The sequence below is a fragment of the Streptomyces sp. NPDC060028 genome (genome assembly GCF_042736725.1).
In the GTDB taxonomy this organism is placed as follows: domain Bacteria; phylum Actinomycetota; class Actinomycetes; order Streptomycetales; family Streptomycetaceae; genus Streptomyces.
The window spans coordinates 1-24713 of record NZ_JBHWVJ010000105.1 but is presented as its reverse complement, the minus strand read 5'-3'; the positions used below and the strand labels follow the sequence as shown (position 1 = coordinate 24713).

26 protein-coding genes are annotated in these 24713 nt (G+C 72.1%); 17 read left to right on the top strand and 9 right to left on the bottom strand.

The genetic code is table 11. The features are described from left to right. Positions 1-183 precede the first annotated feature (183 nt). Positions 184-927: an SDR family NAD(P)-dependent oxidoreductase gene (locus ACFWBF_RS33215; RefSeq protein ID WP_385608361.1), complete on the bottom strand. Its 744-nt coding sequence runs from the start codon at positions 925-927 to the stop codon at positions 184-186. Further along, positions 924-1523, bottom strand: a complete 600-nt coding sequence (locus ACFWBF_RS33210; RefSeq protein ID WP_385608360.1) for an SgcJ/EcaC family oxidoreductase — start codon at positions 1521-1523, stop codon at positions 924-926. The genes ACFWBF_RS33215 and ACFWBF_RS33210 overlap by 4 nt, the downstream gene beginning before the upstream one ends. A gap of 126 nt (positions 1524-1649) precedes the next feature. Between ACFWBF_RS33210 and ACFWBF_RS33205 the strand changes: the two genes are divergently transcribed. Further along, positions 1650-2120 (top strand): MarR family winged helix-turn-helix transcriptional regulator, encoded by a 471-nt coding sequence (locus ACFWBF_RS33205; protein ID WP_385608359.1) that lies wholly within the window; start codon positions 1650-1652, stop codon positions 2118-2120. 22 nt (positions 2121-2142) lie between these two features. Continuing rightward, positions 2143-2790: a thymidine kinase gene (locus ACFWBF_RS33200; RefSeq protein ID WP_385608358.1), complete on the top strand. Its 648-nt coding sequence runs from the start codon at positions 2143-2145 to the stop codon at positions 2788-2790. 342 nt (positions 2791-3132) lie between these two features. Here ACFWBF_RS33200 and ACFWBF_RS33195 read toward each other — a convergent pair whose 3' ends face one another. After that, the gene (locus ACFWBF_RS33195) at positions 3133-4227 is read right to left on the bottom strand and encodes a hypothetical protein (protein WP_385608357.1); all 1095 of its coding nucleotides are present in this window, start codon (positions 4225-4227) and stop codon (positions 3133-3135) included. A 204-nt stretch (positions 4228-4431) separates the two neighbouring features. Then, positions 4432-5217 (bottom strand): VOC family protein, encoded by a 786-nt coding sequence (locus ACFWBF_RS33190; protein ID WP_385608356.1) that lies wholly within the window; start codon positions 5215-5217, stop codon positions 4432-4434. Between the two features lie 242 nt (positions 5218-5459). On the opposite strand from ACFWBF_RS33190, the gene ACFWBF_RS33185 reads away from it, so the two are divergent. Then, on the top strand, positions 5460-6266 hold the full coding sequence (locus ACFWBF_RS33185; protein WP_385608363.1) for a sulfurtransferase: 807 nt from the start codon (positions 5460-5462) through the stop codon (positions 6264-6266). 140 nt (positions 6267-6406) lie between these two features. Here the strand turns inward: ACFWBF_RS33185 and sepH are convergent, their stop codons facing one another. Then, positions 6407-7423 carry a septation protein SepH gene (sepH, locus tag ACFWBF_RS33180; protein WP_385608355.1) on the bottom strand — a complete coding sequence of 339 codons (1017 nt, stop codon included), beginning with the start codon at positions 7421-7423 and terminating at the stop codon, positions 6407-6409. A 539-nt stretch (positions 7424-7962) separates the two neighbouring features. Between sepH and ACFWBF_RS33175 the strand changes: the two genes are divergently transcribed. Beyond that, positions 7963-8793: a hypothetical protein gene (locus ACFWBF_RS33175; RefSeq protein ID WP_385608354.1), complete on the top strand. Its 831-nt coding sequence runs from the start codon at positions 7963-7965 to the stop codon at positions 8791-8793. A 10-nt stretch (positions 8794-8803) separates the two neighbouring features. Here the strand turns inward: ACFWBF_RS33175 and ACFWBF_RS33170 are convergent, their stop codons facing one another. Further along, positions 8804-10135: a D-arabinono-1,4-lactone oxidase gene (locus ACFWBF_RS33170; protein WP_385608353.1), complete on the bottom strand. Its 1332-nt coding sequence runs from the start codon at positions 10133-10135 to the stop codon at positions 8804-8806. Continuing rightward, positions 10083-11342, bottom strand: a complete 1260-nt coding sequence (locus ACFWBF_RS33165; protein ID WP_385608352.1) for an MFS transporter — start codon at positions 11340-11342, stop codon at positions 10083-10085. The genes ACFWBF_RS33170 and ACFWBF_RS33165 overlap by 53 nt, the downstream gene beginning before the upstream one ends. A 170-nt stretch (positions 11343-11512) precedes the next feature. On the opposite strand from ACFWBF_RS33165, the gene ACFWBF_RS33160 reads away from it, so the two are divergent. Together ACFWBF_RS33160 and ACFWBF_RS33155 are read left to right on the top strand one after the other, a co-directional pair. Further along, positions 11513-12682 (top strand): ferrochelatase, encoded by a 1170-nt coding sequence (locus ACFWBF_RS33160; RefSeq protein WP_385608351.1) that lies wholly within the window; start codon positions 11513-11515, stop codon positions 12680-12682. Between the two features lie 14 nt (positions 12683-12696). Further along, the gene (locus tag ACFWBF_RS33155; RefSeq protein WP_385608362.1) at positions 12697-13497 is read left to right on the top strand and encodes an inositol monophosphatase family protein; all 801 of its coding nucleotides are present in this window, start codon (positions 12697-12699) and stop codon (positions 13495-13497) included. A 97-nt stretch (positions 13498-13594) separates the two neighbouring features. Here ACFWBF_RS33155 and ACFWBF_RS33150 read toward each other — a convergent pair whose 3' ends face one another. Continuing rightward, on the bottom strand, positions 13595-13762 hold the full coding sequence (locus ACFWBF_RS33150) for a hypothetical protein (RefSeq protein WP_385224972.1): 168 nt from the start codon (positions 13760-13762) through the stop codon (positions 13595-13597). Between the two features lie 245 nt (positions 13763-14007). Here ACFWBF_RS33150 and ACFWBF_RS33145 point away from each other — a divergent pair, with 245 nt between their 5' ends. The 4 genes from ACFWBF_RS33145 (at position 14008) to ACFWBF_RS33130 (ending at position 17537) form a co-directional block, all read left to right on the top strand. After that, on the top strand, positions 14008-14661 hold the full coding sequence (locus tag ACFWBF_RS33145) for a response regulator transcription factor (protein WP_243631034.1): 654 nt from the start codon (positions 14008-14010) through the stop codon (positions 14659-14661). Between the two features lie 5 nt (positions 14662-14666). Beyond that, the gene (locus ACFWBF_RS33140; RefSeq protein WP_385608350.1) at positions 14667-15911 is read left to right on the top strand and encodes a sensor histidine kinase; all 1245 of its coding nucleotides are present in this window, start codon (positions 14667-14669) and stop codon (positions 15909-15911) included. Positions 15912-16295: 384 nt separating this feature from the next. Continuing rightward, entirely contained in the window at positions 16296-16592 is a 297-nt protein-coding gene (locus ACFWBF_RS33135) for a DUF4193 domain-containing protein (protein WP_385224976.1), read from the top strand. Between the two features lie 12 nt (positions 16593-16604). Continuing rightward, entirely contained in the window at positions 16605-17537 is a 933-nt protein-coding gene (locus ACFWBF_RS33130; protein ID WP_385608349.1) for a hypothetical protein, read from the top strand. On the opposite strand, the gene ACFWBF_RS33125 is transcribed toward ACFWBF_RS33130, so the two are convergent. Beyond that, positions 17534-17989 carry a DUF3093 domain-containing protein gene (locus ACFWBF_RS33125; RefSeq protein WP_385608348.1) on the bottom strand — a complete coding sequence of 152 codons (456 nt, stop codon included), beginning with the start codon at positions 17987-17989 and terminating at the stop codon, positions 17534-17536. The two genes, ACFWBF_RS33130 and ACFWBF_RS33125, sit on opposite strands and share 4 nt — an antisense overlap. A 58-nt stretch (positions 17990-18047) precedes the next feature. Between ACFWBF_RS33125 and ACFWBF_RS33120 the strand changes: the two genes are divergently transcribed. The 7 genes from ACFWBF_RS33120 to ACFWBF_RS33090 all read left to right on the top strand — a co-directional run bounded on the left by ACFWBF_RS33120 (position 18048) and on the right by ACFWBF_RS33090 (position 24587). Then, entirely contained in the window at positions 18048-18632 is a 585-nt protein-coding gene (locus ACFWBF_RS33120) for a PaaI family thioesterase (protein ID WP_385608347.1), read from the top strand. Next, positions 18632-19165 (top strand): dUTP diphosphatase, encoded by a 534-nt coding sequence (gene dut / locus ACFWBF_RS33115; protein ID WP_385608346.1) that lies wholly within the window; start codon positions 18632-18634, stop codon positions 19163-19165. The genes ACFWBF_RS33120 and dut overlap by 1 nt, the downstream gene beginning before the upstream one ends. 1 nt (position 19166) lies before the next feature. Then, positions 19167-19946: a DUF3710 domain-containing protein gene (locus tag ACFWBF_RS33110; RefSeq protein WP_385608345.1), complete on the top strand. Its 780-nt coding sequence runs from the start codon at positions 19167-19169 to the stop codon at positions 19944-19946. Between the two features lie 184 nt (positions 19947-20130). After that, a complete protein-coding gene (locus tag ACFWBF_RS33105; protein ID WP_385608344.1) occupies positions 20131-22737 on the top strand; it encodes an ATP-binding protein in 2607 nt (868 codons plus the stop codon). After that, positions 22734-23420 carry a response regulator gene (locus tag ACFWBF_RS33100; protein ID WP_385608343.1) on the top strand — a complete coding sequence of 229 codons (687 nt, stop codon included), beginning with the start codon at positions 22734-22736 and terminating at the stop codon, positions 23418-23420. The genes ACFWBF_RS33105 and ACFWBF_RS33100 overlap by 4 nt, the downstream gene beginning before the upstream one ends. A gap of 24 nt (positions 23421-23444) precedes the next feature. After that, the gene (locus ACFWBF_RS33095) at positions 23445-23864 is read left to right on the top strand and encodes an OB-fold nucleic acid binding domain-containing protein (protein ID WP_385608342.1); all 420 of its coding nucleotides are present in this window, start codon (positions 23445-23447) and stop codon (positions 23862-23864) included. 3 nt (positions 23865-23867) lie between these two features. Beyond that, a complete protein-coding gene (locus ACFWBF_RS33090) occupies positions 23868-24587 on the top strand; it encodes a DUF3159 domain-containing protein (protein WP_385608341.1) in 720 nt (239 codons plus the stop codon). Positions 24588-24713: the final 126 nt, after the last annotated feature.

The following is a 24713-nucleotide window of genomic DNA, read 5'->3' as shown; positions in this document are numbered from 1 at the left end:
CGATGCACCGCACCGGACACCGCGACCCGGCAAACCTTCCCGGCCACAGCACTAGAGGGGTTCTGGCGGACCCACGCTCGGCGTTCACCATCCCTCACTTCCGCCACGTGGCGGAAGTGTTGGACGCCTCTTGGAGGCCCCCTTCACGATCCGTCACTTGAGGCCGACCGACAGCCGGGCCGATCATTTGTCATACGAGGCCTGGTGATCGGCGAGGAGGGAGAGGGCCATCGTGCGGGGGAGGACGCGGGCGGCCGCGGCGAGGAGGGTGTTCGCCCGGCCGGGGACGACGGTGGGCCGGCGGCGTCGGCTGAGGGCGGCGAGGGCGCTGGCGACGACGGCCTCGGGAGTCTGGACCAAGACGGACGGGGTGTCGGCGTGGAGGCCGGGGCGGGTGGCCGTCGGGCCGGGGCAGAGGGCCATCACATGGACGCCGCGCGGCTTCTGTTCGTACCAGAGCGCCTCGGAAAGGGATGTGACGAAGGCTTTGGTCGCGCTGTAGACGGCTTGGCCGGGCTTTGGGGCGAAGGCGAGGGTGGAGGCGACGTTGACCAGGGCAGCTCCGGGGCGGGCGGTGGCGAGGAAGGCGTGGGCGAGGGTGACGACCGCCTCGCAGTTCAGGCGGAGCAGGGGCAGGGCCTGGTCGAGCGGGGTGTCGGTGAAGGGACCGGAGCGGGCGAGGCCCGCGTTGTTGATCAGGAGGTCGTAGGGAGTGGCTTTCAATGCGTCCGCGACGGTGCGCACTCCTTCGGGGGTGGTGAGGTCGGCCACGAGGTAGTCGTGTCCGCCCGGGCCGAGTTCGGTCATGAGAGCCTGCAGGCGCTGCTCGGTGCGGGCGACGGCGGTGACGGGTCGGCCCTCGGAGGCGAGCGCGCGGGCGAAGGCACGGCCGATGCCCTCGGTGGCTCCGGTGATCAGGGCGGTCACTTCTCCGCCTTCGGGGCCGTGGCGGGCGAGTAGAGGAAGGAGAAGCGCTCCATCACGTTCTGGCGCTGCGTGTTGTGGAAGGCGGCGATGCGCCAGGCGCCGTCGGTGTCGCGGACCAGGGTGTACGTCTGGATCTTGGACAGCTCGGTGGGGGAGGGCCTGCTGCCGGTGTAGTCGTCGCCGCGGCCGGTCAGGATGGCGGCGTCCGTGCCGAGGAAGCGCAGGTCGAGGTAGGTGGCGGCGAGCTTGGTGTCCTTGACGAAGTCCTTGAAGAGTGCGCGGTGGCCTTCGGTTATGTCGGCGCGGCCCTCGTAGTGGCTGCCGATGTACGTGGTGTAGGTGCCGTCCTCGGTGAACTGGCGGCCGTACGCGTCCGCGTCGCCGCGGGCCCAGGCGGCGGTGAGGGCGTCGAGGGTGGCGCAGATGGCCTCGCCGTCGGCGCGGCTCGCGCCCGCCGGTATGACGTCGGCGCAGTTTTCCGTGCCGGTGCGCCGTACATCGGAGGTGGCGTCGAGGTAGAGGTACGCGGCGCCGGCGCCCAGGGCGAGGACGGCGGTGGTGGCGAGAGCGGCGCGCTTGACGGTCTTCTTGTTCACGGGATGCCTCCGATGGGCGGGTGCGGGCAGATGACGGCCGCCCCCGCATTGATTACACTGACGCAGCAACTGCATGCATGCATTATCTGCACGTGTGCAGATAAATGACAAGGGGAAGGTCTCGCGATGGCGGAACAGGACGACCGGCGGGCGGTCTTTCGGGATTACATCGACGCCGTGGGGCTGCACGGCATGGCGGGCGCGGAGGCGGCCGGCCTCCAGGCGTCCGAGTGGTACGCGCTCAGCAGCATCACCCTGTCGGGCGGGCTCACTTCCGGCGAGCTCGCAGCCCGGACCGGGCTCACGACGGGGGCGACGACGCGGCTGATCGACCGGCTGGAGCGCGCGGGGTACGTGCGCCGCACCGCTGATCCGGCCGACCGGCGCAAGGTCGTGGTCGAGGCCGTACCCGACGCACTGGCGGGGGTCGAGGCCGCCGTGGGACCGGCCCGGAAGCGGATCGGCGAGGTGCTCGCCGGGTACACGCCAGAGGAACGGGACCTACTGTTCGACTACTTCAGGCGCGCGGCCCCCGCGTTCCGCGAGGCGACGGAGGAGATTCGGGCAGCGAAGCAGGAACGCAAGGGTGACCGCTAGGGCCTGTCGCGACGGCAGGGCCATGACGTCACTTGCCAGCCGAGTTGGTGGATGGTCACGCGAACGGACACTGGCGCTCCAGATCGGACACAACCGTTCGGCCCGCGGGCTCCAGGGTGTGATCTTCACCCGTGACGACCGGGCGGGCGAGGGCAAGCTCTCCTCGCGCCTGGGCCTGGTGACGGAGGCGGTCGAGGCGCCGGAGGGCTTGGACTTGTACGCGTACCTGGTCGCGCAGCTCTCGAAGAGCGGCAAGGCCGACTACGTGATCGTGGGCGAGGCGCAGTTCCTCGCCCCCGAGCAGGTCGACCAGTTGGCCCGCATTGTCGACGACCTCGACGTGGACGTCTTCGCCTTCGGCATCACCACGGACTTCCGCACGAAGCTCTTCCCCGGCTCGCAACGCCTGATGGAACTGGCGGACCGCCTGGAGCAGCTCCAGGTCGAGGCCCTGTGCTGGTGCGGCGCCCGCGCCACCCACAACGCGCGCACGGTGGGCGGCGAAATGGTCGTCGGGGGCGCCCAGGTGGTCGTCGGAGACGTGAACCGCCCCGCGGAGGAGAACAGCTACGAGGTCCTCCTCCGCCGCCACCACCGCAAGCGGATGACGTCGGCGGCAGCCCACGCCGGCGCCCTCTCCCCGGACGCCCTCCCCGTCAACCACGCCTGACCGTCCCCGCCCGGCAGCGCCGTCCGGCGGCTTCGCGTGCATGGGCAACTGCCGTGGTCGGCACGGCTGGTGGTGGTGGGTCGCCTGTGGGGGCGGGGCGGGTGTCGGGCCTGGGCGCAGGCCGAGGTCGGGGCGGTGTCGGACCTCCTGGTCTTCCTGACCGTCTCCTCCCACCTCCGCAGCCGGAAGGCCGACAGGGCGGGGCGCCCTGCCGGCCTTCCGTGTGGGTCACGGGTCAGGGAGACGTCTTGCCGACCTCCAGGTCGGCGGTCGGGTCCTTGACCGTGCCGCCGGGCGGGCCGGCGGCCGCGCTCGTGTTGTTCGCGGGCCGGGGGTCGTGGGTCAGGGAGTCGACGGTGGCGGTGTTGCGGATGTCGGAGCCGTTGCCGGTGTACCCGGGTCCAGCTTGACCTTGATCACCAGGTCATCGAGGCACCCGGCGCCAGACGCGGCAGCGGGCCGCAGGTGACGGTCCGCCCGGAGGTATAGGCGGCGTCGCCCGATACGAAGCTCAGCGCGGTCGGCAGCGTGTCGGTGACGGTGATCTGTTCGACGGGCTTCTTGGTGATGGCGAGGTCCGCCTCGGGATCCGTGACGTGACCGCCGGGCACGGCCGCGGTGCTCTTGTCGTTCTCGCTCGCGGGGTCGATGTTGTCGGCCGTCGCCGCCGTAGGCGGGGTCCACCTTGACGGTGAGCAGGTACTCGACCGTCTCGCCGACCTTGAGCGCGCCGGCGCGTCTGCACGACACCAGGTGACCGGCGACGGTGCATCCGGCCGGGGAGGACGCCACGTACGACAGGCCCTCGGGGAGGTTGTCGGTGAGCTTGACGTTGAACGCGTCCGCCGACGGGCCGTTGTTGGTGACCCGGATCCGGTAGTCGAAGGTCTCACCCGGCACGGGCGGCTTGGTGCCCACGGTCTCCTTGGTCACGGCCAGCTCCGCGGTCGGCTTGTTGACGGTGCTGCCGGGCAAGCCCGCCGCGCTGCTCGTGTTGTTCTCCGGCTTGGGGTCCTTGGTCTGCGCGGTGGCGGTCGCCGTGTTGCGGATGTCGGATCCGTTGCCGGTGTACCCGCTGTCGAGGCGCACCGTGAATCGCCAGGTCCGCGAAGTCCCCGGTTCCAGTACGGCCACCGGGCCGCAGCTGACCGTTCCGTCGTCGGCCGAGCAGCCGTCGGGGGAGGAGACGAAGGCGAGCTGCGCGGGCAGTTTGTCGGTGAAGGTCTCCCGCGCCGTGGAGCCGCCGCTCTCCCGGTCCCGGCCGCTCGCGGCACCCGGGCGGCGCAGCCCGCCCGACACCGCCAGGTCCGCGCTCTGGGGGGCGGCGGCGGGCGCGTCGAGCGCGGCGGACGCGTGGCCGCGGCGGTGCCGGGTGTGGTGGAAGCGGCGTCCCACTGCGGCGACGCCATCGAGGGTGTCGGGGACAGCAGCCAGCACGCCGCCAGCGCGCCGACGGCGCTCAGCGTGCGCTGGTACGAGCAACCAGGACGTCTTCTCTCGACACGTGGCATCGGTTGCCCTTCGGTGAAGCCGAGTCGCCAAGGAGGAGCAGCGTGGTCAGCCATTCACACAAATGGGCAGGAGGGGTGCGGGCCGGTTGATCGTTTGTGGCTGATGGGTGATCGAATTCAGCCTGTCGGGTCAGGGCCGGCTGTGGACGAGGGTGAAGACGGCGCCCTCGGGGTCCGCGACCGTGGCCAGTCGGCCGCCGAGGCCCTCGCGGGGTGGCTGGACGACGCGTCCGCCCAGCCGGACGACCTTGGCGGCGGCCGCGTCGGTGTCCTCGACCTCGAAGTACGTCATCCAGTGCGGCCCCCGGTCGTGCGGCAGCGAGCGGCCGACGCCGTGCACGGCGGCGACGGGCCGACCCTGCAGGAGCAGCGTCAGGTAGTCGAAGTCGGCGGACGACGTTACGTGCGTCCGGGCCTCGTGGCCGAAGACGTGCTGGTAGAACTTGCCGACCGTGGAGGTGTCCTGGGTGACCAGCTCGTTCCAGACCGGGGTGCCGGGCGCCCCCTGGAGCCGGGTGCCCAGGTGGGTGTCGGCCTGCCAGAGCCCGAAGATCGCGCCCAGCGGGTCGGAGCAGATCGCCACCCGCCCCGCGATGCCGGCGTCCAGCGGACCCACCGCCACCGTGCCGCCGCAGGAGCGGATCGACTCGGCCGTCGCGTCGGCGTCGTCCGTGGCGAGGTACGTCGTCCAGGCCACCGGGAGGTGCCGGTCCGGCGGCATCTCGCCGATGCCCGCCACCTCTTGCCCGTCGAGCATGGCCCGGACGTACTTGCCGAGCTGCTCGGGGCCCGGCTCGTACTCCCACCCGAACAGGTCGGTGTAGAACTCCTCGGTGGTACCGAGGCTGTGCACCATCAGGCTCACCCAGCACGGCGTGCCGGGCGTGCGCCGGGTTGCTTCCACTGCCTCGGTCATGTCAGCCGTCTCCTCCGTCGAGTCGCGTCCCGGGGCTGATGCTTCCACTCCGGGGCGCCGGGCGCGCCCCGACCCGGCCGCGTTTCACTTGAGCCGGGCAGAGATGACCGAATCAGTGCGCCCGTCGATGTCCGGCTTGTTACACGGGGAGTTCGGCGGGGAGGAAGATGGGCCGCATGACTGCTACTCCCGCGAACCCCGCGACTCCCGCGCGCTCCGAGCTCATCTCGGCGGCCGAACTGATGGGCGCGCTCGCCGGCGGCCGCCCGCCGGTGCTGTTGGACGTCCGCTGGCAGCTCGGCGGCCCCGATCTGCGGGCCGAGTACGAGGCCGGGCACCTGCCCGGCGCCGTCTACGTCGACCTCGACCGCGAACTGGCAGGTCCGGCGGGGTCCGGCGGCCGCCACCCGCTGCCCGATCCGGAGGCCTTCGGCGCGGTCGTGCGCCGGGCCGGGGTCCGCGCGGGAGCGCCGGTGGTCGTGTACGACGGCGGTCAGGGCTGGGCGGCCGCCCGAGCGTGGTGGCTGCTGCGCTGGACGGGCCACGCGGACGTACGGGTACTGGACGGGGGCCTGGCCGCCTGGACGGCAGAGGGGGGCACGGTGACGGCCGACCCGGCGTCTTCGCAGGAGGGCGATTTCAAGCCAACTCCGGGAGCGCTCGGGCTGCTGGACGCGGATTCCGCCGCGGCTCTGGCGCGGGCGGGCACCCTGCTGGACGCCCGCGCGGGGGAGCGTTACCGCGGGGACGTGGAGCCGATCGACCGGGTCGGCGGTCACATCCCCGGCGCGGTGTCGGCGCCGACCGTGGAGAACGTCGGCCCGGACGGCCTCTTCCTCCCGGCACCCGCGCTGCGGGCCCGCTTCGCCGAGCTGGGCGCCTCGGCCGGGACCCCGGTGGGGGTCTACTGCGGCTCAGGCGTCTCCGGAGCGCACGAGGTGCTGGCCCTGGCGGTGGCGGGCGTTCCGGCGGCCCTGTACGCGGGCAGCTGGTCGGAGTGGTCCTCGGACCCGGCGCGCCCGGTGGCCACGGGCCCGCAGCCCGAGTAGCGCCGAACGCGGCGGCCCGGTCGCCGGCTGGGCCAAGGCGCCCGCGGCACGGCGGTCGGCGCACGGCGCAAGGGGCACGGCGCCCGGCGCACGGCGCGAAAACGCAGCCGGGGCAATGCGGCCCCGGCTGCGCCTGCCCGTTACTCCTGCTTCTTGCGCCGGGTCCCGAAGACGATCTCGTCCCAGCTCGGTACCGCCGCGCGGCGGCCCGGGCGGACCCCGTCGGCCTCCGCCTGGCGGTCCGTGGTGCCGGTCAGGCGGTCGCGGTGGCCGGCGACCGTACGGGGCATCAGCACGTCCGCGTACGCGGTACCGGCGCCGGCCGATGCCGCCGGGGCCTCCTCCGCCTCGGGCTCCTCGGCCTGCGGCTCGGCCGGGCGCTCCGGGACGACCAGGTCGCCGCGGAAGCTCGGTACCGCCTCCAGCAGACTCGTCAGCGTGTCCCGCTCCTCCTCCGGCTCCGGCGGAGGAGGAGCGACCGGGCGCTCCAACTGCCGGTCGAGCGCGCGGTCCAGCGGCCGGTCGCGCGGCAGCCGCGCGATCCTCGGTACGAACGGGAAGCTCGGCTCCGGCGTCGCCGGCAGGTCGTCGGACTCGCCGATCAGGGAGCGGGCCTCGTCGTCCACGGCCACGACCAGTCGGCGCGGCGGGTCGTAGGTCCAGCTCGCCGAGTGCGACTCGCTCGCGACCCGGTAGACGAGCAGGACCTCCCAGGTGCCGTCGTCGCGGCGCCAGGAGTCCCACTGCACGGTCTCCTTCTCGGCGCCGCGCAGCGTCAGGCGCTCCTGCACGGCCTCGCCGAGCTGGGGCCCGGTGCTCTCACCGGGGCGGCGCACGGGGGTCTTTCGGGCCCGCTCCGCCATGAACGCGCGCTCGGCGAGCACGGGGCCCTCGAAGCGGCGTACGCGGTCGACGGGGATGCCGGCGAGCTGCGCGACCTCCTCCGCGGAGGCACCGGCCCGTATGCGGGCCTGGATGTCGCGGGGGCGGAGGTGGCTCTCCACCTCGATCTCGATCTGGTTCAGGCGCGCACGGTCGTTGCGTACGGCAGCCCGTAGACGCTCGTCGATCGCAAGCGTGTACTCCGTGCTGTCCGCAGCCTTGAGCACCAGTCGTGTGCCGTCATTTGAGACGGCCACGACACGCAGTTCGGGCATGGGGACCTCCCGGGTGGTGCCTGCCGACGTCACGTGCGTCGCTGCTTCCGCTAGTCGAGTGTGGCCTGCCCGGGTGCAGCCTGCCACAACCTTGCCGAGTTCAACCGGCGTGTCGGGCATGCGCCCTTGATCGCCGTTATGGCACGGTTACCTGTTGGGCACGCACAGTGACCGAACGATTACTGTGCGCAGCAGGAATCCGTGCAATACCGCGGCATCGCCGGTCTCGAGTGCCGTTTTTCCATCAGTCGGCCCCCTCTCCCGAGTCCGGACATCCGTAAGGAAGGACGGCCCCAGGGCTCGCCACAGTACTCCATTCGGGCCACCTGGGTGGACCGCCGCGCCGCCGAACTTGTCCCGGACGGCGGGAGTTGGGCTGCCCTCTGTCCGGTCGTTATCCGGCCGGACCTGCACGCGTGCCCCTTTTCGGGTGTCTTGCTTCACAGAATCGGTAGAAACGGAACTTTGCGCTTCGGTTGATTCGTCGGTCATTGCGGAGAGCGGTGAAGCGGACGAGGCAGGGCGCACAGAGGTTGGGGATGGGACAGAAGACGACGCAGGGCATCGAATCGACCGGGGATGCCAAGGAGACGGACGGGAAGAAGAAGCTCGATCTGAGCGTGGCCCAGATCGCCGGCTCCTCCCTCGCCACCGTCGCGGCGGCCCTGCTCGCCTCGCAGATGGGCGTCTACGGAACCATCCTCGGCGCGGGCGTGGTGAGCGTGGTCGCCACCGCCGGAGGCCCCGTCATCCAGCACTTCTTCAAGCGCACCGGCGACCAGCTGCGCGAGACCGCCCGTCCGAGGGCCCGTCAGCTGCCGGTGGCGGAGCCGGTGCCGGGGCCGGGCGAGGAGGGCGGCGCCCTGCCCTCGGGGGAGTTCGGCGAGGCCACCGTGCACGGCACCCGGGTACGGGGCTGGAAGCGCACGGCGGTCGCCTCGGGTGCGGCCTTCGCCATCGCGCTCGGCGGCCTCGGGACGTACGAGGCGGTCGCCGGGACCTCGATCAGCGAGGGCGGCGGCACCATCCTCACGGGCGGTTTGCGCACGGCCCCCGACCACGACCCCGCCCCGCCCGCGAAGGAATCCGGCACCGGCGGGAAGGACGGCGAGGACAAGGGCGGGAAGGGCGGCAAGGGCGGGGAGACCCCGGAGCCCGGGACCTCCCCGAGCCCTTCGGGCTCGCACGGCGGCCGGAGCCCGAGCCCCGGCCCGAGCCCTTCGGACTCCGGGGGCCCGAAGCCGAGCCCGAGCCCGACCCCGCCGAAGCCCGCCACGACGCCGACCCCGGGCGGCTCGGCCCCGGACAACTCGGTCCCCGGCAACTCGGTCCCCGGCACCGGTCAGCAGGGGCAGCGGACGCCCTCCTGAGCCCGCGGGCTCACTCGCCCAGGACCCGCCGCAGGTAGTCGTTGCCGAACGTCCGCTCCGGGTCCAGCCGGTCCCGGAGCGCGGCGAACTCCCCGAAGCGCGGGTAGACCTCGGCGAAGTACTCCGCGTCCCGCGTGTGCACCTTGCCCCAGTGCGGCCGCCCGCCGTGCGCGGTGAAGATCCGCTCGGCGGCCGTGAAGTAGGCCTGGTACGGGGTGCCCTTGTACATGTGCACCGCGATGTACGCGGTCTCGCGCCCCGAGGCCGTCGACAGCGTGATGTCGTCGGCCGGAGCCGTCCGCACCTCCACCGGGAAGCTGATCCGCAGGTCGGAGCGGTCCACCATGGCTTTGAGCTCCCGCAGAGCCTCGACCACGCGCTCGCGCGGAAGGGCGTACTCCATCTCCACGAACCGGACCCGTCGCGGACTGGTGAACACCTTGTACGGGATGTCCGTGTACGTCCGCGCCGACAGCGCGCGGCTGGCGATCCGGGCGATGCCGGGGATCGCCGCCGGGACGGCGCGGCCCAGGGAGTTGGCCGCCTGGAAGACGCCGTTGGACAGCAGCTCGTCATCGACCCAGGCGCTGACCGCTCCGGGCGGGGCGGCCGGGCCCTGGCTGCGGTTGTTCCGCTTGGTGTTGCAGTTGCCGGTGTGCGGGAACCAGTAGAACTCGAAGTGCTCGTTCTCCGCGTGGTGCTGGTCGAACTCGGCCGTCACCCGGTCGAAGCCCATGGGCTCCTCACGGGCCGTCAGGAAGAAGATCGGCTCCACCGCGAAGGTGATCGAGGTGACGATGCCGAGCGCCCCGATGCCCAGGCGCGCCGCCGCGAAGACCTCCGGATTCTCCTTCTCCGAGCAGGTCAGCAGCCTCCCGTCCGCCGTGACCAGCTCCAGGCCGCGGATCTGGGCGGCGAGGGAGGCCGAGTCGCGGCCGGTGCCGTGGGTGCCGGTGCTGGTGGCGCCGGAGACCGTCTGCTCCATGATGTCGCCCATGTTCGTGAGCGACAGGCCCTGTCGGGCCAAGGCCTGGTTGAGGTCCTTGAGCACGGTGCCCGCCGCCACCGTCACGGTGCCCGCGTCCCGGTCGACCGACCGGATTCCGGCCAGCGCCTGCGGGCGTACCAGCACGCCCTCGGTCGCGGCGGCCGCGGTGAACGAATGGCCGGTCCCGACGGCCTTCACCTTCAATCCGTCCTCGGCGGCCCGGCGGACCGCCTCCTGAAGCTCCCCGACCGAGGCCGGGGTCACCACGCGGGCGGGTGTGGCGCTGACGTTCCCCGCCCAGTTACGCCACGCGGTCGGTGCCGCGCCGTTCTTCCCTGCTGTCGCCGTCCCCATCGGTAGCTGGCTCCTCCCCTTGCGCCGGCCTCGTCAGCCGGCGGTATCCCGCGAACGCCACCGCCGCCGCGGCCGCTCCCGCCGAGATGGAGACGACGTACCCGGTCCTCGCCCCGGCCGAGTCGATGACCCAGCCGGCCACGGAGGAGCCGAGCGCGACACCGACCGCGAGGCCGGTGCTGATCCAGGTCATGCCCTCGGTCAGCTTCGCGCGTGGTACGTGCGCCTCTATCAGGGCCATCGTGGTGATCATCGTGGGAGCGATGGCGAGGCCCGAGACGAAGAGCGCCACGGCCAGAAACGGAAGGTTCCCGGCCAGTAGGAGGGGGATCATACTCACGGCCATCGCACATATGCCCAGCACCCACCGGCCTTCGGGCTTGCCCTTGAGGTGCAGGAGGCCGAAGACGATGCCGGCGAGGCAGGATCCGCCGGCCCAGATCGCGAGGATGAAGCTCGCGGCGGCCTTGTGGCCGTGCTCCTCGGCGAAGGCCAGGGTCACCACGTCGATGGAGCCGAAGATCGCGCCGGTCGCCACGAACGTGGCCACCAGCACCTGGAGTCCGGGGGAGCGCAGCGCCGAGGTCCGGTCGCTCTGCTCGTCCCGCGGGTGCGGGGCGGGCTCGGTGGCACGCTGCGCGGTCAGCCACCACACGCCCACCAGCAGGCAGACCCCGGCGACCAGCGGGCCGGCCTCGGGGAACCACGTGGTGGAGAGCCCGATGGCCAGGATCGGGCCGAAGATGAAGCAGACCTCGTCGAGGACGGATTCCAGGGAGTACGCCGTGTGCAGCTCGCGGGGGGAGTCCCGGTAGATCGCGGTCCAGCGGGCGCGGATCATCGAGCCCACGCTCGGTACGCACCCGGCGAGCGCCGCGAAGACGAAGAGGGTCCAGTCCGGCGCCTCGTTGGCCGCGCTGAGCAGCAGCCCGGCGACGGCGGTGACCGCGAGCAGCGTCGCCGGGCGCAGCACGCGGCGCTGGCCGTACTGGTCCACCAGGCGCGAGACCTGGGGGCCGACGACGGCGGCGGCGAGCGCGAGGGTGGCCGTGAGCGCGCCGGCCAGCGAGTACCGGCCGGTGAGCTCGGAGATCATCGTGAGGATGCCGACGCCGACCATGGACAGCGGCATCCGGCCCACGAGGCCGGCCGCGCTGAACCCCCGGCTCCCGGGGGCGGAGAAGATCGCGCGGTAGGGACTGGGCAAGGTGCCCTCCGTAAGGGACGTCATTGGCCCATACAGGTTACGACCGCCGACTGGGCACCCGCATGGCGAAGGAAGGAACAGGAAGTAAGGGTGACCTTACCTCCGACGCGGGGCGGCGGCGCGACCAGGCCGGTTCTCGACAGCCGGTGCCGGGTGGCAGGATTCGAGACATGTCTGACCAGCTCCGTGCCCCCGAAGCGCCCGTGGCCGAAGGCCTCGCCGCCCCGTACGACGCCCTGCTGCTGCTGTCCTTCGGCGGCCCCGAGGGGCCCGACGACGTCGTGCCGTTCCTGGAGAACGTCACGCGCGGGCGCGGCATCCCGCGCGAGCGGCTCAAAGAGGTCGGGCAGCACTACTTCGGCTTCGGCGGGGTCAGCCCGATCAACGGGCAGAACCGCGAGCTGCTGGAGGCGCTGCGGGGGGACTTCGCCGAGCACGGGCTGGACCTGCCCGTCTACTGGGGCAACCGCAACTGGGCCCCGTACCTGACCGACGTGATGCGGGAGATGGCCGCCGACGGGCGCCGCCGCATCGCGGTCCTCGCGACCAGCGCGTACGCCTCGTACTCGGGCTGCCGGCAGTACCGCGAGAACCTCGCCGACGCGCTGGCCGCGCTCGCCGGGGAGGGGGTGGCCGAGCTGCCGAAGGTGGACAAGCTGCGTCACTACTTCAACCACCCCGGCTTCGTGCAGCCCATGATCGACGGGGTGCTGGCGGCCCTGGAGTCGCTGCCCGGCGAGGTCCGCGGCGGCGCCCGGCTGGCCTTCACCACGCACTCGATCCCGACCGCGGCGGCGGACGCCTCCGGTCCGGTCGAGGACCACACCGAGGGCGGCGCGGGCGGGGCGTACGTGAAGCAGCACCTGGACGTCGCCCGGGTGATCGCGGACGCGGTACGGGCCGAGACGGGCACCGAACTGCCCTGGGAGCTCGTCTACCAGTCGCGCAGCGGGGCCCCGCACATCCCGTGGCTGGAGCCGGACATCTGCGACCACCTGGAGGCGCTGCACGAGGCCGGCGCCCCGGCGGTGGTGATGGTGCCGATCGGCTTCGTCTCGGACCACATGGAGGTTCTGTACGACCTCGACACGGAGGCCACGGCGAAGGCCGCCGAGCTGGGACTGCCCGTCGCCCGGTCGGCGACGGTCGGGGCCGACCCGCGGTTCGCCGCCGCGGTACGGGACCTCGTGCTGGAGCGGGCCGCGGCCGAACGCGGCGAGAGCGTGGAGCGGTGCGCGCTCGGGCTGCTCGGGGCGAGTCATGATCTGTGCGCCGTGGGCTGCTGCCCGGCGCGGGGGCCCCGGCCGGCGGCCGCGGGCGTGGACAGTCCGTACGCGTAGGGAGAGGGACCGTGATCTCTGACGAGCTGAAGGCCGAACTGCTGGGCGTGGGCCTGGAAGCCGCCCGGCGGGCCGGTGAGCTGCTGCGCGACGGGCGGCCGGCCGATCTGGCGGTCGCCGCGACCAAGTCGAGCCCGATCGACGTGGTGACCGAGATGGACATCGCCGCGGAGAAGCTGATCACCGGCATCCTCGGCGAACGGCGGCCCGAGGACGGGCTGCTGGGCGAGGAGGGCTCGGACACCCCGGGCACGAGCGGGGTGCGCTGGGTCATCGACCCGCTGGACGGCACCGTGAACTACCTCTACGGGCTGCCGAACTGGGGCGTGTCCATCGCGGCCGAGTACCGCGGGGAGACCGTGGTGGGCGTCGTGGCGGCGCCGATGCGCGGGGAGACCTCCCACGCGGTGCTCGGCGGCGGGGCCTGGATGGGCGGGGCGCGGCTCGCGTGCCGGCCGGCCGCGCCGCTGGACCAGGCGCTGATCGCCACTGGTTTCGCGTACGTCCAGACCCGGCGGGCCCACCAGGCCGAGGTCGCGCGGCGGATCATCCCGCTGGTACGCGACATCCGGCGCGGCGGGTCGGCGGCGCTGGACCTGTGCGACGTGGCCGCAGGGCGGCTGGACGGCTACTGGGAGCGCGGGCTGAACCCGTGGGACCTGGCCGCGGGCGAGCTGATCGCGCGCGAGGCCGGCGCCCTGACGGGAGGGCGGCCGGGCGAGCGGGCCTCGGGGGAGCTGGCCCTGGCTGCCGGGCCGGCCGTCTTCGCCTCGCTCCAGCCGCTGCTGGAGGAGGCCGGCGCCTGGCACGACTGACCGGCGCCGGGCGTACGGGCCCGCGCATGGGGGAACCCCGGCTGCCAAGGGTGGGCGGCCGGGGTTCGCGGTGGTGCGGGGTCAGGGTGGTGCGTGGTCAGCAGACGGATACCGGTACGCCGTGTTCCGCTGCGAGGCGCTGGAGGTCTTCCAGTTCCGCCTGCTCCACTTCCACGAGGAAGTCGTCGCCCGTCTCGCGGGCCTGCCTGAGGTCCGACTGCGTGCTCCTGATGCGCTGCAGGAGACCCGCGGTGAATGCGTCCATGATGGGTGCGCCCCCTCTTCGTGGCTCGGCGGCGGCACGTGGCTGTCCGCCGTCAGGGAATGTTCGGGGTGTGCAGTCGTCCTCCCCTGCACCCTGGGCCCAGAAACCTCGCCAGGCCTGGGAATCCTCACTTCCGCCTCGCTCGGGGCCGCCGCAAGGCGCCTTACAGCCGGTTTACGGCTGAAACGGGCAGGATGGAGCCGCCATACACGTGTGCCCTTCAGGGCTCAAAGGAAGGAAACGACGTGCGCGTACTCGTCGTCGAGGACGAGCAGCTGCTCGCCGATGCGGTGGCCACCGGACTGCGCCGGGAGGCCATGGCCGTGGACGTCGTGTACGACGGCGCCGCCGCCCTGGAGCGGGTCGGGGTGAACGACTACGACGTGGTCGTGCTCGACCGTGACCTCCCGCTCGTGCACGGCGACGACGTCTGCCGGAAGATCGTCGAGCTCGGCATGCCCACGCGCGTGCTCATGCTGACCGCCTCCGGCGACGTGAGCGACCGGGTCGAGGGCCTGGAGCTGGGCGCGGACGACTACCTGCCCAAGCCCTTCGCCTTCAGCGAGCTGACCGCCCGCGTGCGGGCGCTCGGGCGGCGCACCACCGTCGCCCTGCCGCCCGTACTGGAGCGCGCCGGGATCAAGCTGGACCCGAACCGGCGCGAGGTGTTCCGTGAGGGCAAGGAGGTGCAGCTGGCGCCGAAGGAGTTCGCGGTGCTGGAGGTCCTCATGCGCAGCGAGGGGACCGTGGTGTCCGCCGAGCAGCTCCTGGAGAAGGCATGGGACGAGAACACCGACCCGTTCACCAACGTGGTGCGCGTGACGGTCATGACCCTGCGCCGCAAGCTCGGCGAGCCGCCGGTCATCGTGACCGTGCCCGGCTCCGGTTACCGGATCTGACGGCGGTGGCAGCGAACCCGGCGCCACCACCGGCGCCACCGAAACCGACCTGGGACCCCGGCCAGCCCGAGGGTCCTTTCCCTTGGCTGCGGCCGACCATCCGCATACGCCTCACGCTGCTGTACGGCGGGATGTTCCTGATCGCGGGCATCCTGCTGCTGTCGATCATCTACCTGCTGGCCGCGACGGCCCTGAAGGAGGGCAACGCCCTCCCGTTCAAGATCGTCGGCGGGCAGAAGGTCGAGGTCACCAGCTCCACCTGTTCCGGGGTGGGCATCGACCAGTCCATCGACCAGTTCAACGCCGCGATCGGCCAGTGCATCCTCGACCAGCGCAAGCACGCCCTGGACGACCTGCTGAGCCGGTCGCTGATGGCCCTGCTGGGCCTGAGCATCATCGCCTTCGCCTTCGGCTACGCGATGGCCGGCCGGGTGCTCTCGCCGCTCGGCAAGATCACCCGTACCGCCCGCCGGGTGGTCGGCTCCGACCTGACCCGGCGCATCGAGCTCGACGGTCCGGACGACGAGCTCAAGGAGCTCGCCGACACCTTCGACGAGATGCTCGACCGGCTGGAGCGGGCCTTCACGGCGCAGCAGAGGTTCGTCGCGAACGCCTCGCACGAGCTGAGAACGCCCTTGGCGATCAACCGCACGCTGCTGGAGGTGCACCTCTCCGATCCCGGGGCCCCCGTGGAGCTCCAACAGCTCGGGAAGACCCTGCTCGCCACCAACGAGCGCAGCGAGCAGCTGGTCGAGGGCCTGCTGCTGCTCGCCCGCAGCGAGAACCAGATCGTCGAGCGCAAGCCCGTGGACCTGGCGGAGGTCGCCTCGCGCGCCATCGACCAGGCGCGCGGGGAGGCCGAGACGAAGGGCGTCGAGATCCGCGGCGAGCGCGCCCTGGCCGTGGTCCAGGGAAACGGCGTGCTGCTGGAGCGGATCGCGCTGAACCTGGTGCAGAACGCCGTCCGGTACAACGTCGCTGAGGGCGGCTGGGTGGAGGTCACGACCGAGGCCCAGCACGGCCAGGCCGTCCTGTTGGTGTCGAACACGGGTCCCGTTGTTCCCGCGTACGAGGTGGACAACCTCTTCGAGCCCTTCAGGCGGCTGCGTACGGAGCGCACGGGCAGTGACAAGGGTGTGGGGCTCGGTCTGTCGATCGCGCGCTCCGTGGCCCGCGCACACGGCGGCCGGATCCAGGCGATCCCCCGCGAGGGCGGTGGCCTCGTGATGCGTGTCACTCTTCCCCTCTGACCTGGCCATGTACGTGTTCGCTGTTGGCTGAATACCGGGAGTGGGAAGGCGTCCGCTTCTGTGTGATCGATCACAGGGAGGAGTGTCCGCCCCTGTGCGGTCAGTGACCCCGGGGCGGCCGGAAAGCCCGGGAAGTCCGGGTTTCCGGCACCCCTGATGGCGGGAAATACACGGGGTGGCGTTTGTGCAAGACGGCCCCAAGACCGTGTACGGTCCCGCTCGGCATCGCAGCCAAATGCCCCTCGGGGCGGGCGGCTGGGTGTCGATTGAGTAACAGACCTTGATGTGAGGCAAAATCTCCGCCTCAGGTCGGGCACAAGTCCGGCCTCTCGCGCGTTACGTGCGCTGAGACACCCGCTAAATCCCAGAGGGGGAGAGCGAACTATGGCAACGGACTACGACACCCCGCGCAAGACCGACGACGACGTCGACAACGACAGCATTGAAGAGCTGAAGGCCCGGCGCAACGAGAAGTCGTCTTCGGTCGTCGACGTGGACGACTACGACGCGGCGGAAGGCATGGAGCTTCCCGGCGCGGACCTCTCCAACGAGGAACTGGCCGTCCGTGTGCTGCCCAAGCAGGCCGATGAGTTCACCTGCATGAGCTGCTTCCTGGTACACCACCGCAGCCAGCTGGCGCGTGAGAAGAACGGTCAGCCGATCTGTCGCGACTGCGACTGAGAGGCGTCGGCCGTGACTGGCTCGACACCATTTCGAAAGCGCCGCTTTCGGAAACCTGGTGATCCGGCGGAGACGCGGGTGGGAGCCACGGGCCCGGAAACGGGCCCTGGAGCCCCCGGCGACCCCGCCGTGCCCTCCGACACCGTCCCGGCGGTGCCGTCGGCCACGGAGGCCGACGAGGAGTCCCGGCACCGGCACGGGGCTCATCGGCTGCAAGCCGTCAAGAACGGTGTACGCAAGGGCGGCGAAGGTGCCAGGGCCGCCGCCCTCTACATCAGTGACCGCATCATCGAGAACGCACCGCGCGTTCCGGTTCGGGACCTCGCGACCCTGCGCGCCCAGTTCCCGGGCCTCACCCCGGATCAGCTTGCGGACAAGCTGATCGCCGGCGCCGCCAATGCCACGTCGACCGTCGGCGCGGGCATCGGCGCCGCGGCCATGCTGCCGGTCCCGCCTGCGGTGCCGGCCGAACTGGCCGCCGAGATCACCGGGGTCGCGGTGATCGAGCTGAAGCTCGTCGCCGAGCTGCACGAGGTCTACGGGCTGCGGCCGCCCGGCTCGCTCAAGGACCGCAGCCTCGCCAACCTGACCGCGTGGACGGAGGAGCGCGGGGTGGACCTGGCCAAGCCGGCGACGCTGAACGCGGCGCTCGGCGGTCAGATGAAGCGCGAACTGCGCCAACAGATCATGAAGCGGATGCTCCGCAGCACGCCGAGCCTGATGCCGTTCCTGGTCGGCGCGGCGGTCGGAGCGGTCGTGAACCGCCGCAGCACCCGCAAGCTCGCCGAGAAGGTGCGTACGGACCTGCGGGCGCGGGCCGTGCCCTGGGACGCCCTGCCGCAGCTCCCGCCCCTGGAGCGGCCCTCCCAGCCCCTTCCCGAGCCCATCAGGGCCGCCGTCGAGGCTCCGGAGCCGAGCCAGGACCCCGGCAGCGCGCAGGCCTAGCCCTTCGCCGCGCGGATCGCCGAGGCCAGCGCCTGGGGCTCGCGCGTGGAGACGTAGACGTACGGGGTCGGGTCCGCCGGGTCGGTGACCTCGACGCGGACCGCCGTCGGGACGTAGCTGCGCATCAGCATGAAGGCGCGGGTGTCGGCCTTGTACGTGCGCCAGGCCCGGGCCTCCTCGGGGTCGAGGACCTCCGGTTCGCCCAGCGCCGTCACCGGGATCCGGGCCTCGCCGGCGGCCAGGGCGCCGTTGACCACGCGCACGCGCGCGGACCCGTAGGAGCTCACCAGCAGCCCCGTCAGCGCCGTGCCCCCGAACAGTCCGGCCAGCAGCGGCAGCGTCCCCAGCGGCAGCAGCATCAGCGCACAGGCGAGGCCGGTCAGGACGGCGATGCCCCACCAGGAGCGGGGGGCGGTCAGACGTTCGTCGTGGTGCGCGGGGGAGAGCTGCATGCCGCCAAGCCTGCCACGAGGCGACCGCCGGGTAGGCGCGCGGGTAAGGTCTGCGGCTGTGAGTGGACGAAACACAGCGTTGACGCCCCCGGCCGACGCCACCGCGCCGGTCCGGCACCCCGATGCCCCGGCACCCGGGGAGCTCCTCGGCGCGCACTACGAGCGCTGCTTCGGCTGCGGCGACGGCCAGCCGCACGGGCTCCACCTGGAAGCCCGCGCGGGTGAAGGCGTACGCGTCACCGCGGAGTTCACCGTCAAGGCCGCCCACCAGGGTGCGCCGGGCCTCGCCCACGGCGGTCTGCTCGCCACCGCGCTCGACGAGACGCTGGGCTCCCTGAACTGGCTGCTGCGCGTCATAGCGGTCACCGGCCGGCTGGAGACCGACTTCGTGCGGCCCGTGCCGGTGGACACCGTCCTGTACCTGGAGGCCGAGGTCACCGCCGTCGCCGGCCGGAAGATCTACTGCAGCGCCGTCGGTCGAATAGGAGGTCCGCGGGGGCCCGTCGCCCTGCGCGCGGACGCCCTCTTCATAGAGGTGAAGGTCGACCACTTCATCGACAACGGACGGCCCGAGGAGATCCGGGCGGCCATGGCCGACCCGGACCAGGTCAGGCGCGCACGCGCCTTCGAGGTGAACCCCTGATGTCTGAGAACAACACCGGCGTGGACGTGGCCATCAGGCGCGTCGACCCGCAGGTGCCGATCCCCGCCTACGGTCACCCCGGTGACGCCGGCTGCGATCTGGTCACCACGGTGGCCGCGGAGCTGGAGCCGGGCGAGCGGGCGGTGCTGCCCACCGGGGTCGCCATCGCGCTGCCCGACGGCTACGCGGCGTTCGTGCACCCGCGCTCCGGCCTGGCCGCACGCTGCGGGCTCGCGCTCGTGAATGCCCCGGGGACGGTGGATGCCGGGTACCGTGGGGAGATCAAGGTGATCGTGGTCAATCTCGACCCGCGCGAGAGCGTCCGGTTCGAGCGTTTCGACCGCATTGCCCAGCTGGTTGTCCAGCGAGTCGAGAAGGTGCGCTTCCACGAGGTGGCACAGCTTCCCGATTCGGCGCGGGCCGAGGGGGGTTTCGGCTCCACCGGTGGTCATGCGGCCGTGGCCGGATCCGGCGCTGGTCAGCAGGGTGGGAATGGCTACGCTTCGGTCGTATCCGACCGGGAAGGACAGTGACGTGTTCGGACGTCGCAAGAAGAACGACTCCGTCAACGACGGCGGCGCGGCCGAGCAGGTCGTCGACGGCGTGGCTGACGGGCAGGACGACGCCACGGAGCTCGACCCCGACGGACCGCGCAGGGTGAACCTGCCGCCGGCTCCGCGGCCCGACGGCCCGTGGGACGTCTCCGAGGTGCCCGGCAACCCCGAGGACGGCCGGGTCGACCTCGGCGGCATCCTCGTACCGGGTGTCGAGGGCATGGAGCTGCGCGTGGAGGTCGCCGGGGACGCGATCGTCGCCGCGACCGTGGTCCTGGGCGACAGCGCCGTGCAGCTGCAGGCTTTCGCGGCGCCCAGGAAGGAAGGCATCTGGGGCGAGGTCCGCGAGGAGATCGCCGACGGCATCACCAAGCAGGGCGGCATCATCGACGAGGTCGAGGGTCCGCTGGGCTGGGAGCTGCGCGCACAGGTGCCCGTACCGCTGCCGGACGGGCAGACCGGCGCCCAGCTGGTCCGCTTCGTCGGTGTGGACGGACCGCGCTGGTTCCTGCGCGGTGTCATCTCCGGCCAGGGCGCGGTGCGCCCCGAGTCGGCCGGTGTGCTGGAGCGGATCTTCCTGGACACCGTCGTGGTCCGCGGCGAGGGCCCGATGGCCCCGCGCGACCCGATCGTCCTGAAGCTGCCGAACGACGCGCAGATGGTGCCGGACGGCGTGCAGACGGAGGACCAGGAGGGCTCGCGCTTCTCCGGCGGCATGGGCCAGCTGGAGCGCGGTCCGGAGATCACCGAGGTCCGCTGACCCCGCGCGCGGTGGCCGCGCAGGTCCCGTGCGCATGTTTTCGGCCGGTGGGCCGTACCTCCGAGCGGGGTACGGCCCACCGGCGCGTCCGGGGTCGTACGCCGGCGTCAGGGTTGCGTCAGGGATGGCCGTCCGGGCGCTCACCGGTGCGTGAACAGCGGGGACGTCCCGGAGAATGGGGCGCATGGGACGCGGCAGGCTAAGGATCTATCTCGGCGCGGCACCCGGTGTCGGCAAGACGTACGCGATGCTCTCCGAGGGCCACCGCAGGGTCGAGCGGGGCGCCGACTGCGTCGTCGGCTTCGTGGAGCACCACGGGCGGCCGCGCACCGAGGTGATGCTGCACGGCCTGGAGCAGGTGGAGCGCAAGGAGCTCACGTACCGCGGGGCGGCCTTCACCGAGATGGACGTGGACGCGGTGCTCGCCCGCATGCCCGCCGTCGCGCTGGTGGACGAGCTGGCGCACACCAATGTGCCGGGCTCGCGCAACGCCAAGCGCTGGCAGGACGTGGAGGAGCTGCTGCGGGCCGGGATCGACGTGATCTCGACCGTGAACATCCAGCACCTGGAGTCGCTCGGCGACGTCGTGGAGTCCATCACGGGCGTCCGGCAGCGGGAGACCGTGCCGGACGAGGTGGTGCGCCGGGCCGACCAGATCGAGCTCGTCGACATGTCCCCGCAGGCGCTGCGCCGGCGGATGGCGCACGGCAACATCTACAAGCCCGACAAGGTCGACGCGGCCCTGTCGAACTACTTCCGCCCCGGGAACCTCACGGCCCTGCGCGAGCTGGCGCTGTTGTGGGTGGCCGACCGGACCGACGAGTACCTCCAGCAGTACCGGGGCGAGCACGGCATCCGCTCCACCTGGCAGGCGCGCGAGCGGATCGTGGTGGGCCTGACCGGCGGTCCCGAGGGCCGCACGCTGATCCGCCGGGCCTCCCGGATGGCGGCCAAGGGCTCCGGCAGCGAGATCCTGGCCGTCTACATCGCCCGGAGCGACGGGCTGACCGCGGCCTCGCCGAAGGAGCTCGCGGTCCAGCGGACCCTGGTCGAGGATCTTGGAGGAACGTTTCACCATGTGATCGGCGACAACATCCCCGAGGCCCTCCTCGCCTTCGCGCGCGGGGTCAACGCCACCCAGATCGTGCTCGGCTCCAGCCGCCGCCGCTCCTGGCAGTACGTCCTCGGCCCCGGCGTCGGGCTCACCGTCGCCCGCGACTCCGGACCCGACCTCGACGTGCACATCGTCACCCACGAGGAGGTCGCCAAGGGCCGCGGACTGCCCGTGGCCCGCTCGGCCGCCCGGCTCGGGCGGGCCCGCATCGCGGCCGGCTGGGTGGTCGGGGTGCTCCTGCCGCTGCTGCTCGCCGCGCTGCTCACGCACATCCAGACCGATCCCGGGCTCGCCAACGAGATGCTGCTGTTCCTGGCGCTGACCGTGGCGGCCGCCCTGCTGGGCGGGCTCTACCCGGCACTGGCCTCGGCGGCCGTCGGGTCGCTGCTGCTGAACTACTACTTCGCCCCGCCGCTGCACCACTTCACCGTCTCCGACCCCAAGAACATCGTCGCCATCGCGGTCTTCTTCTGGGTGGCCGCCTCGGTCGCCTCCGTGGTGGACCTGGCCGCCCGGCGCACCCACCAGGCCGCCCGGCTGCGCGCCGAGTCCGAGATCCTCTCCTTCCTGGCCGGCAGCGTGCTGCGCGGGGAGACCGCCCTGGACGCGCTGCTGGAGCGGGTCCGCGAGACCTTCGCCATGGAATCGGTGGCCCTGCTGGAGCGCGAGGCCGACGTCGAGCCCTGGAAACGGGCCGGCAGCGTCGGACCGAACCCCGTGGAGCGGCCCGAGGACGCCGATGTGGACATGCCGATCGGCGACCACATGGCCCTGGCCCTGTCCGGGCGGGTGCTGCCCGCCGAGGACCGCCGGGTGCTCGGCGCCTTCGCCGCCCAGGCCGCCGTGGTCCTGGACCGGCAGCGGCTGGTCGGGGAGGCCGAGGAGGCCCGCCGGCAGGCCGAGGGCAACCGGATCCGCACCGCCCTGCTGGCCGCCGTCAGCCATGACCTGCGCACCCCGCTCGCCTCCATCAAGGCCTCCGTGACCTCCCTGCGCTCCGACGACGTGGAGTGGTCCGAGGAGGACCGGGCCGAACTCCTGGAGGGCATCGAGGCCGGCGCCGACCGGCTGGACCACCTGGTGGGCAACCTCCTGGACATGTCCCGGCTGCAGACCGGCACCGTCACCCCGCTGATCCGGGAGATCGACCTCGACGAGGTGGTCCCGATGGCGCTGGGCGGCGTACCGGAGGACAGCGTGCTGCTCGACATCCCCGAGACCCTGCCCATGGTGGCGGTGGACCCGGGGCTGCTGGAGCGGACGGTGGCCAACGTCGTCGAGAACGCCGTCAAGTACAGCTCGCAGCGCGAGCAGGTGCTGGTGGCGGCCAGCTTCCTGGGGGACCGGGTCGAGGTACGCGTCGTCGACCGCGGGCCGGGCGTGCCCGACGAGGCCAAGGACCGCATCTTCGCCCCCTTCCAGCGGCACGGGGACGCGCCGCGCGGCGCCGGCGTGGGCCTCGGGCTCGCCGTGGCCCGCGGCTTCGCCGAGGCGATGGGCGGCACCCTCGCCGCCGAGGACACCCCGGGCGGCGGGCTGACCATGGTGCTGACCCTGCGGGCCGTGCCCCGCGGGCGCACGCAGGAGCGGGTCACGCTGGACGCCGAAGGCCGCGCCGGCGCCGACCCCGTAGATTTCGATCTTGACCCGATACGACAGAAGGCAGGACCTCGATGACCCGGGTGCTCGTGGTGGAAGACGAGCCGCAGATCGTGCGAGCCCTCGTGATCAACCTGAAGGCGCGCAAGTACGAGGTCGACGCGGCGTCCGACGGCGCGAGCGCCCTGGAACTCGCCGCGGCCCGCCACCCCGACGTGGTCGTCCTCGACCTCGGCCTGCCCGACATGGACGGCGTCGAAGTGATCAAGGGGCTGCGCGGCTGGACCCGGGTGCCGATCCTGGTCCTCTCCGCCCGGCACAGCTCCGACGAGAAGGTCGAGGCCCTCGACGCGGGGGCGGACGACTACGTCACCAAGCCCTTCGGCATGGACGAGCTGCTGGCGCGGCTGCGCGCCGCCGTACGCCGGGCCGAGCCCGCCGCCGGGGCCGGCGGGGACGAGGTGATCGTGGAGACCGAGGGCTTCACCGTCGACCTCGCGGCGAAGAAGGCGGTGCGCGAGGGGCGCGACGTACGCCTCACGCCCACCGAGTGGCACCTGCTGGAGGTGCTGGTCCGCAACAGCGGCAAGCTCGTCAGCCAAAAGCAGCTCCTGCGGGAGGTGTGGGGGCCCTCGTACGGCACCGAGACGAACTACCTGCGCGTGTACATGGCACAGCTGCGCCGCAAGCTGGAGGCGGACCCCTCGCACCCGCGGCACTTCATCACGGAACCGGGCATGGGATACCGCTTCGAGAGGTAGCGGCCACGCCGGTACGCTTCCTGTATGAGTGCTGAACCGCGTCCCGAGAAGCTCGCCAAGCCGGCCAGGCCGGCGGGCCGGTTCCGCCGGATGATAGAGCGGCTGTCCACCTCGCAGGAGGAGCTGCATTCGGCTGAGCTGCAGGAGGCCGCAGAAGCCGCGGGGTGCACGCGGATCTGCGACTCCCGCGACCGCCAGATAGTCAAGGTGACCGGGACGCTGCGGACCGTCACCCTGCGGCCGCGCGCGGGCGTCCCCGCCCTGGAGGCCGAGCTCTTCGACGGCTCGGCCGCGCTGGACGTCGTATGGCTCGGACGTCGCTCGATCGTGGGAATCGAACCCGGCCGTCGCATGATCGCCTCAGGGCGGATCTCGATGAGCCACGGCCGTCGGGTGCTCTTCAACCCGAAGTACGAACTCCGACCGCTCGGACAGGAGCAGTAACCGGTGACGTCCCTCGACAAACCGACCACCCCAGAATCCGCTGACCAGGCTCCCTCCGAGGACCAGAAGGCGGTGACCCAGGCGGCGCTGTTCGACGCCTTCGGGGGCATCCGGGGCACCGTGGAGACGATGCTCCCCGGCCTGCTCTTCGTCATGATCTACACGATCAACAAGGACGTGAAGCTGTCCGCCATCGCGGCGGGCGCCCTCGCGGTGCTGCTGGTGATCGTGCGGCTGCTGCGCAAGGACACCGTGAAGCACGCCTTCAGCGGGGTCTTCGGGGTGGGCGTCGGTGTCGCCTTCGCCCTGTTCACGGGCAGCGCCAAGGGGTTCTACCTGCCGGGCATGATCTACGGCGCCGGCCTGGGCGTGGCCTTCACGCTCTCCGCGCTGGTGGGCTTCCCGCTGCTGGGCGTGGTGCTGGGGCCGGTCTTCAAGGAGAACCTGTCCTGGCGCACGCGCAACCCCGGGCGCAAGAAGGCGTACACCAAGGCCAGCCTGGCCTGGGGCCTGATCTTCCTCGCGAAGTACGCGATCCTCTTCCCGCTGTACTGGTGGGGGGACGCGACGCAGCTGGGCTGGGTGCTGATCGCGCTGAAGCTGCCGCCGATGGTGCTGGCGGTGTACTTCACCTGGGTCTTCCTGGCGAAGGCCCCGCCGCCGATCGATGTGATCGCGGAGTGGGAGGCCAAGGACGCTGCCGCTCGGGAGCGCGGGGCCTGACCCGGCGGTCCGCCGCGGACCGGCTGCGCACGGCGCGGACCCTGCGGCGGCGGCGCCGCGGCCGGGGCTCTGCCCCGATCGCGGGCGGGGCTCGAAGTGCACGAAGGGGGCGGGACGACCGGATGG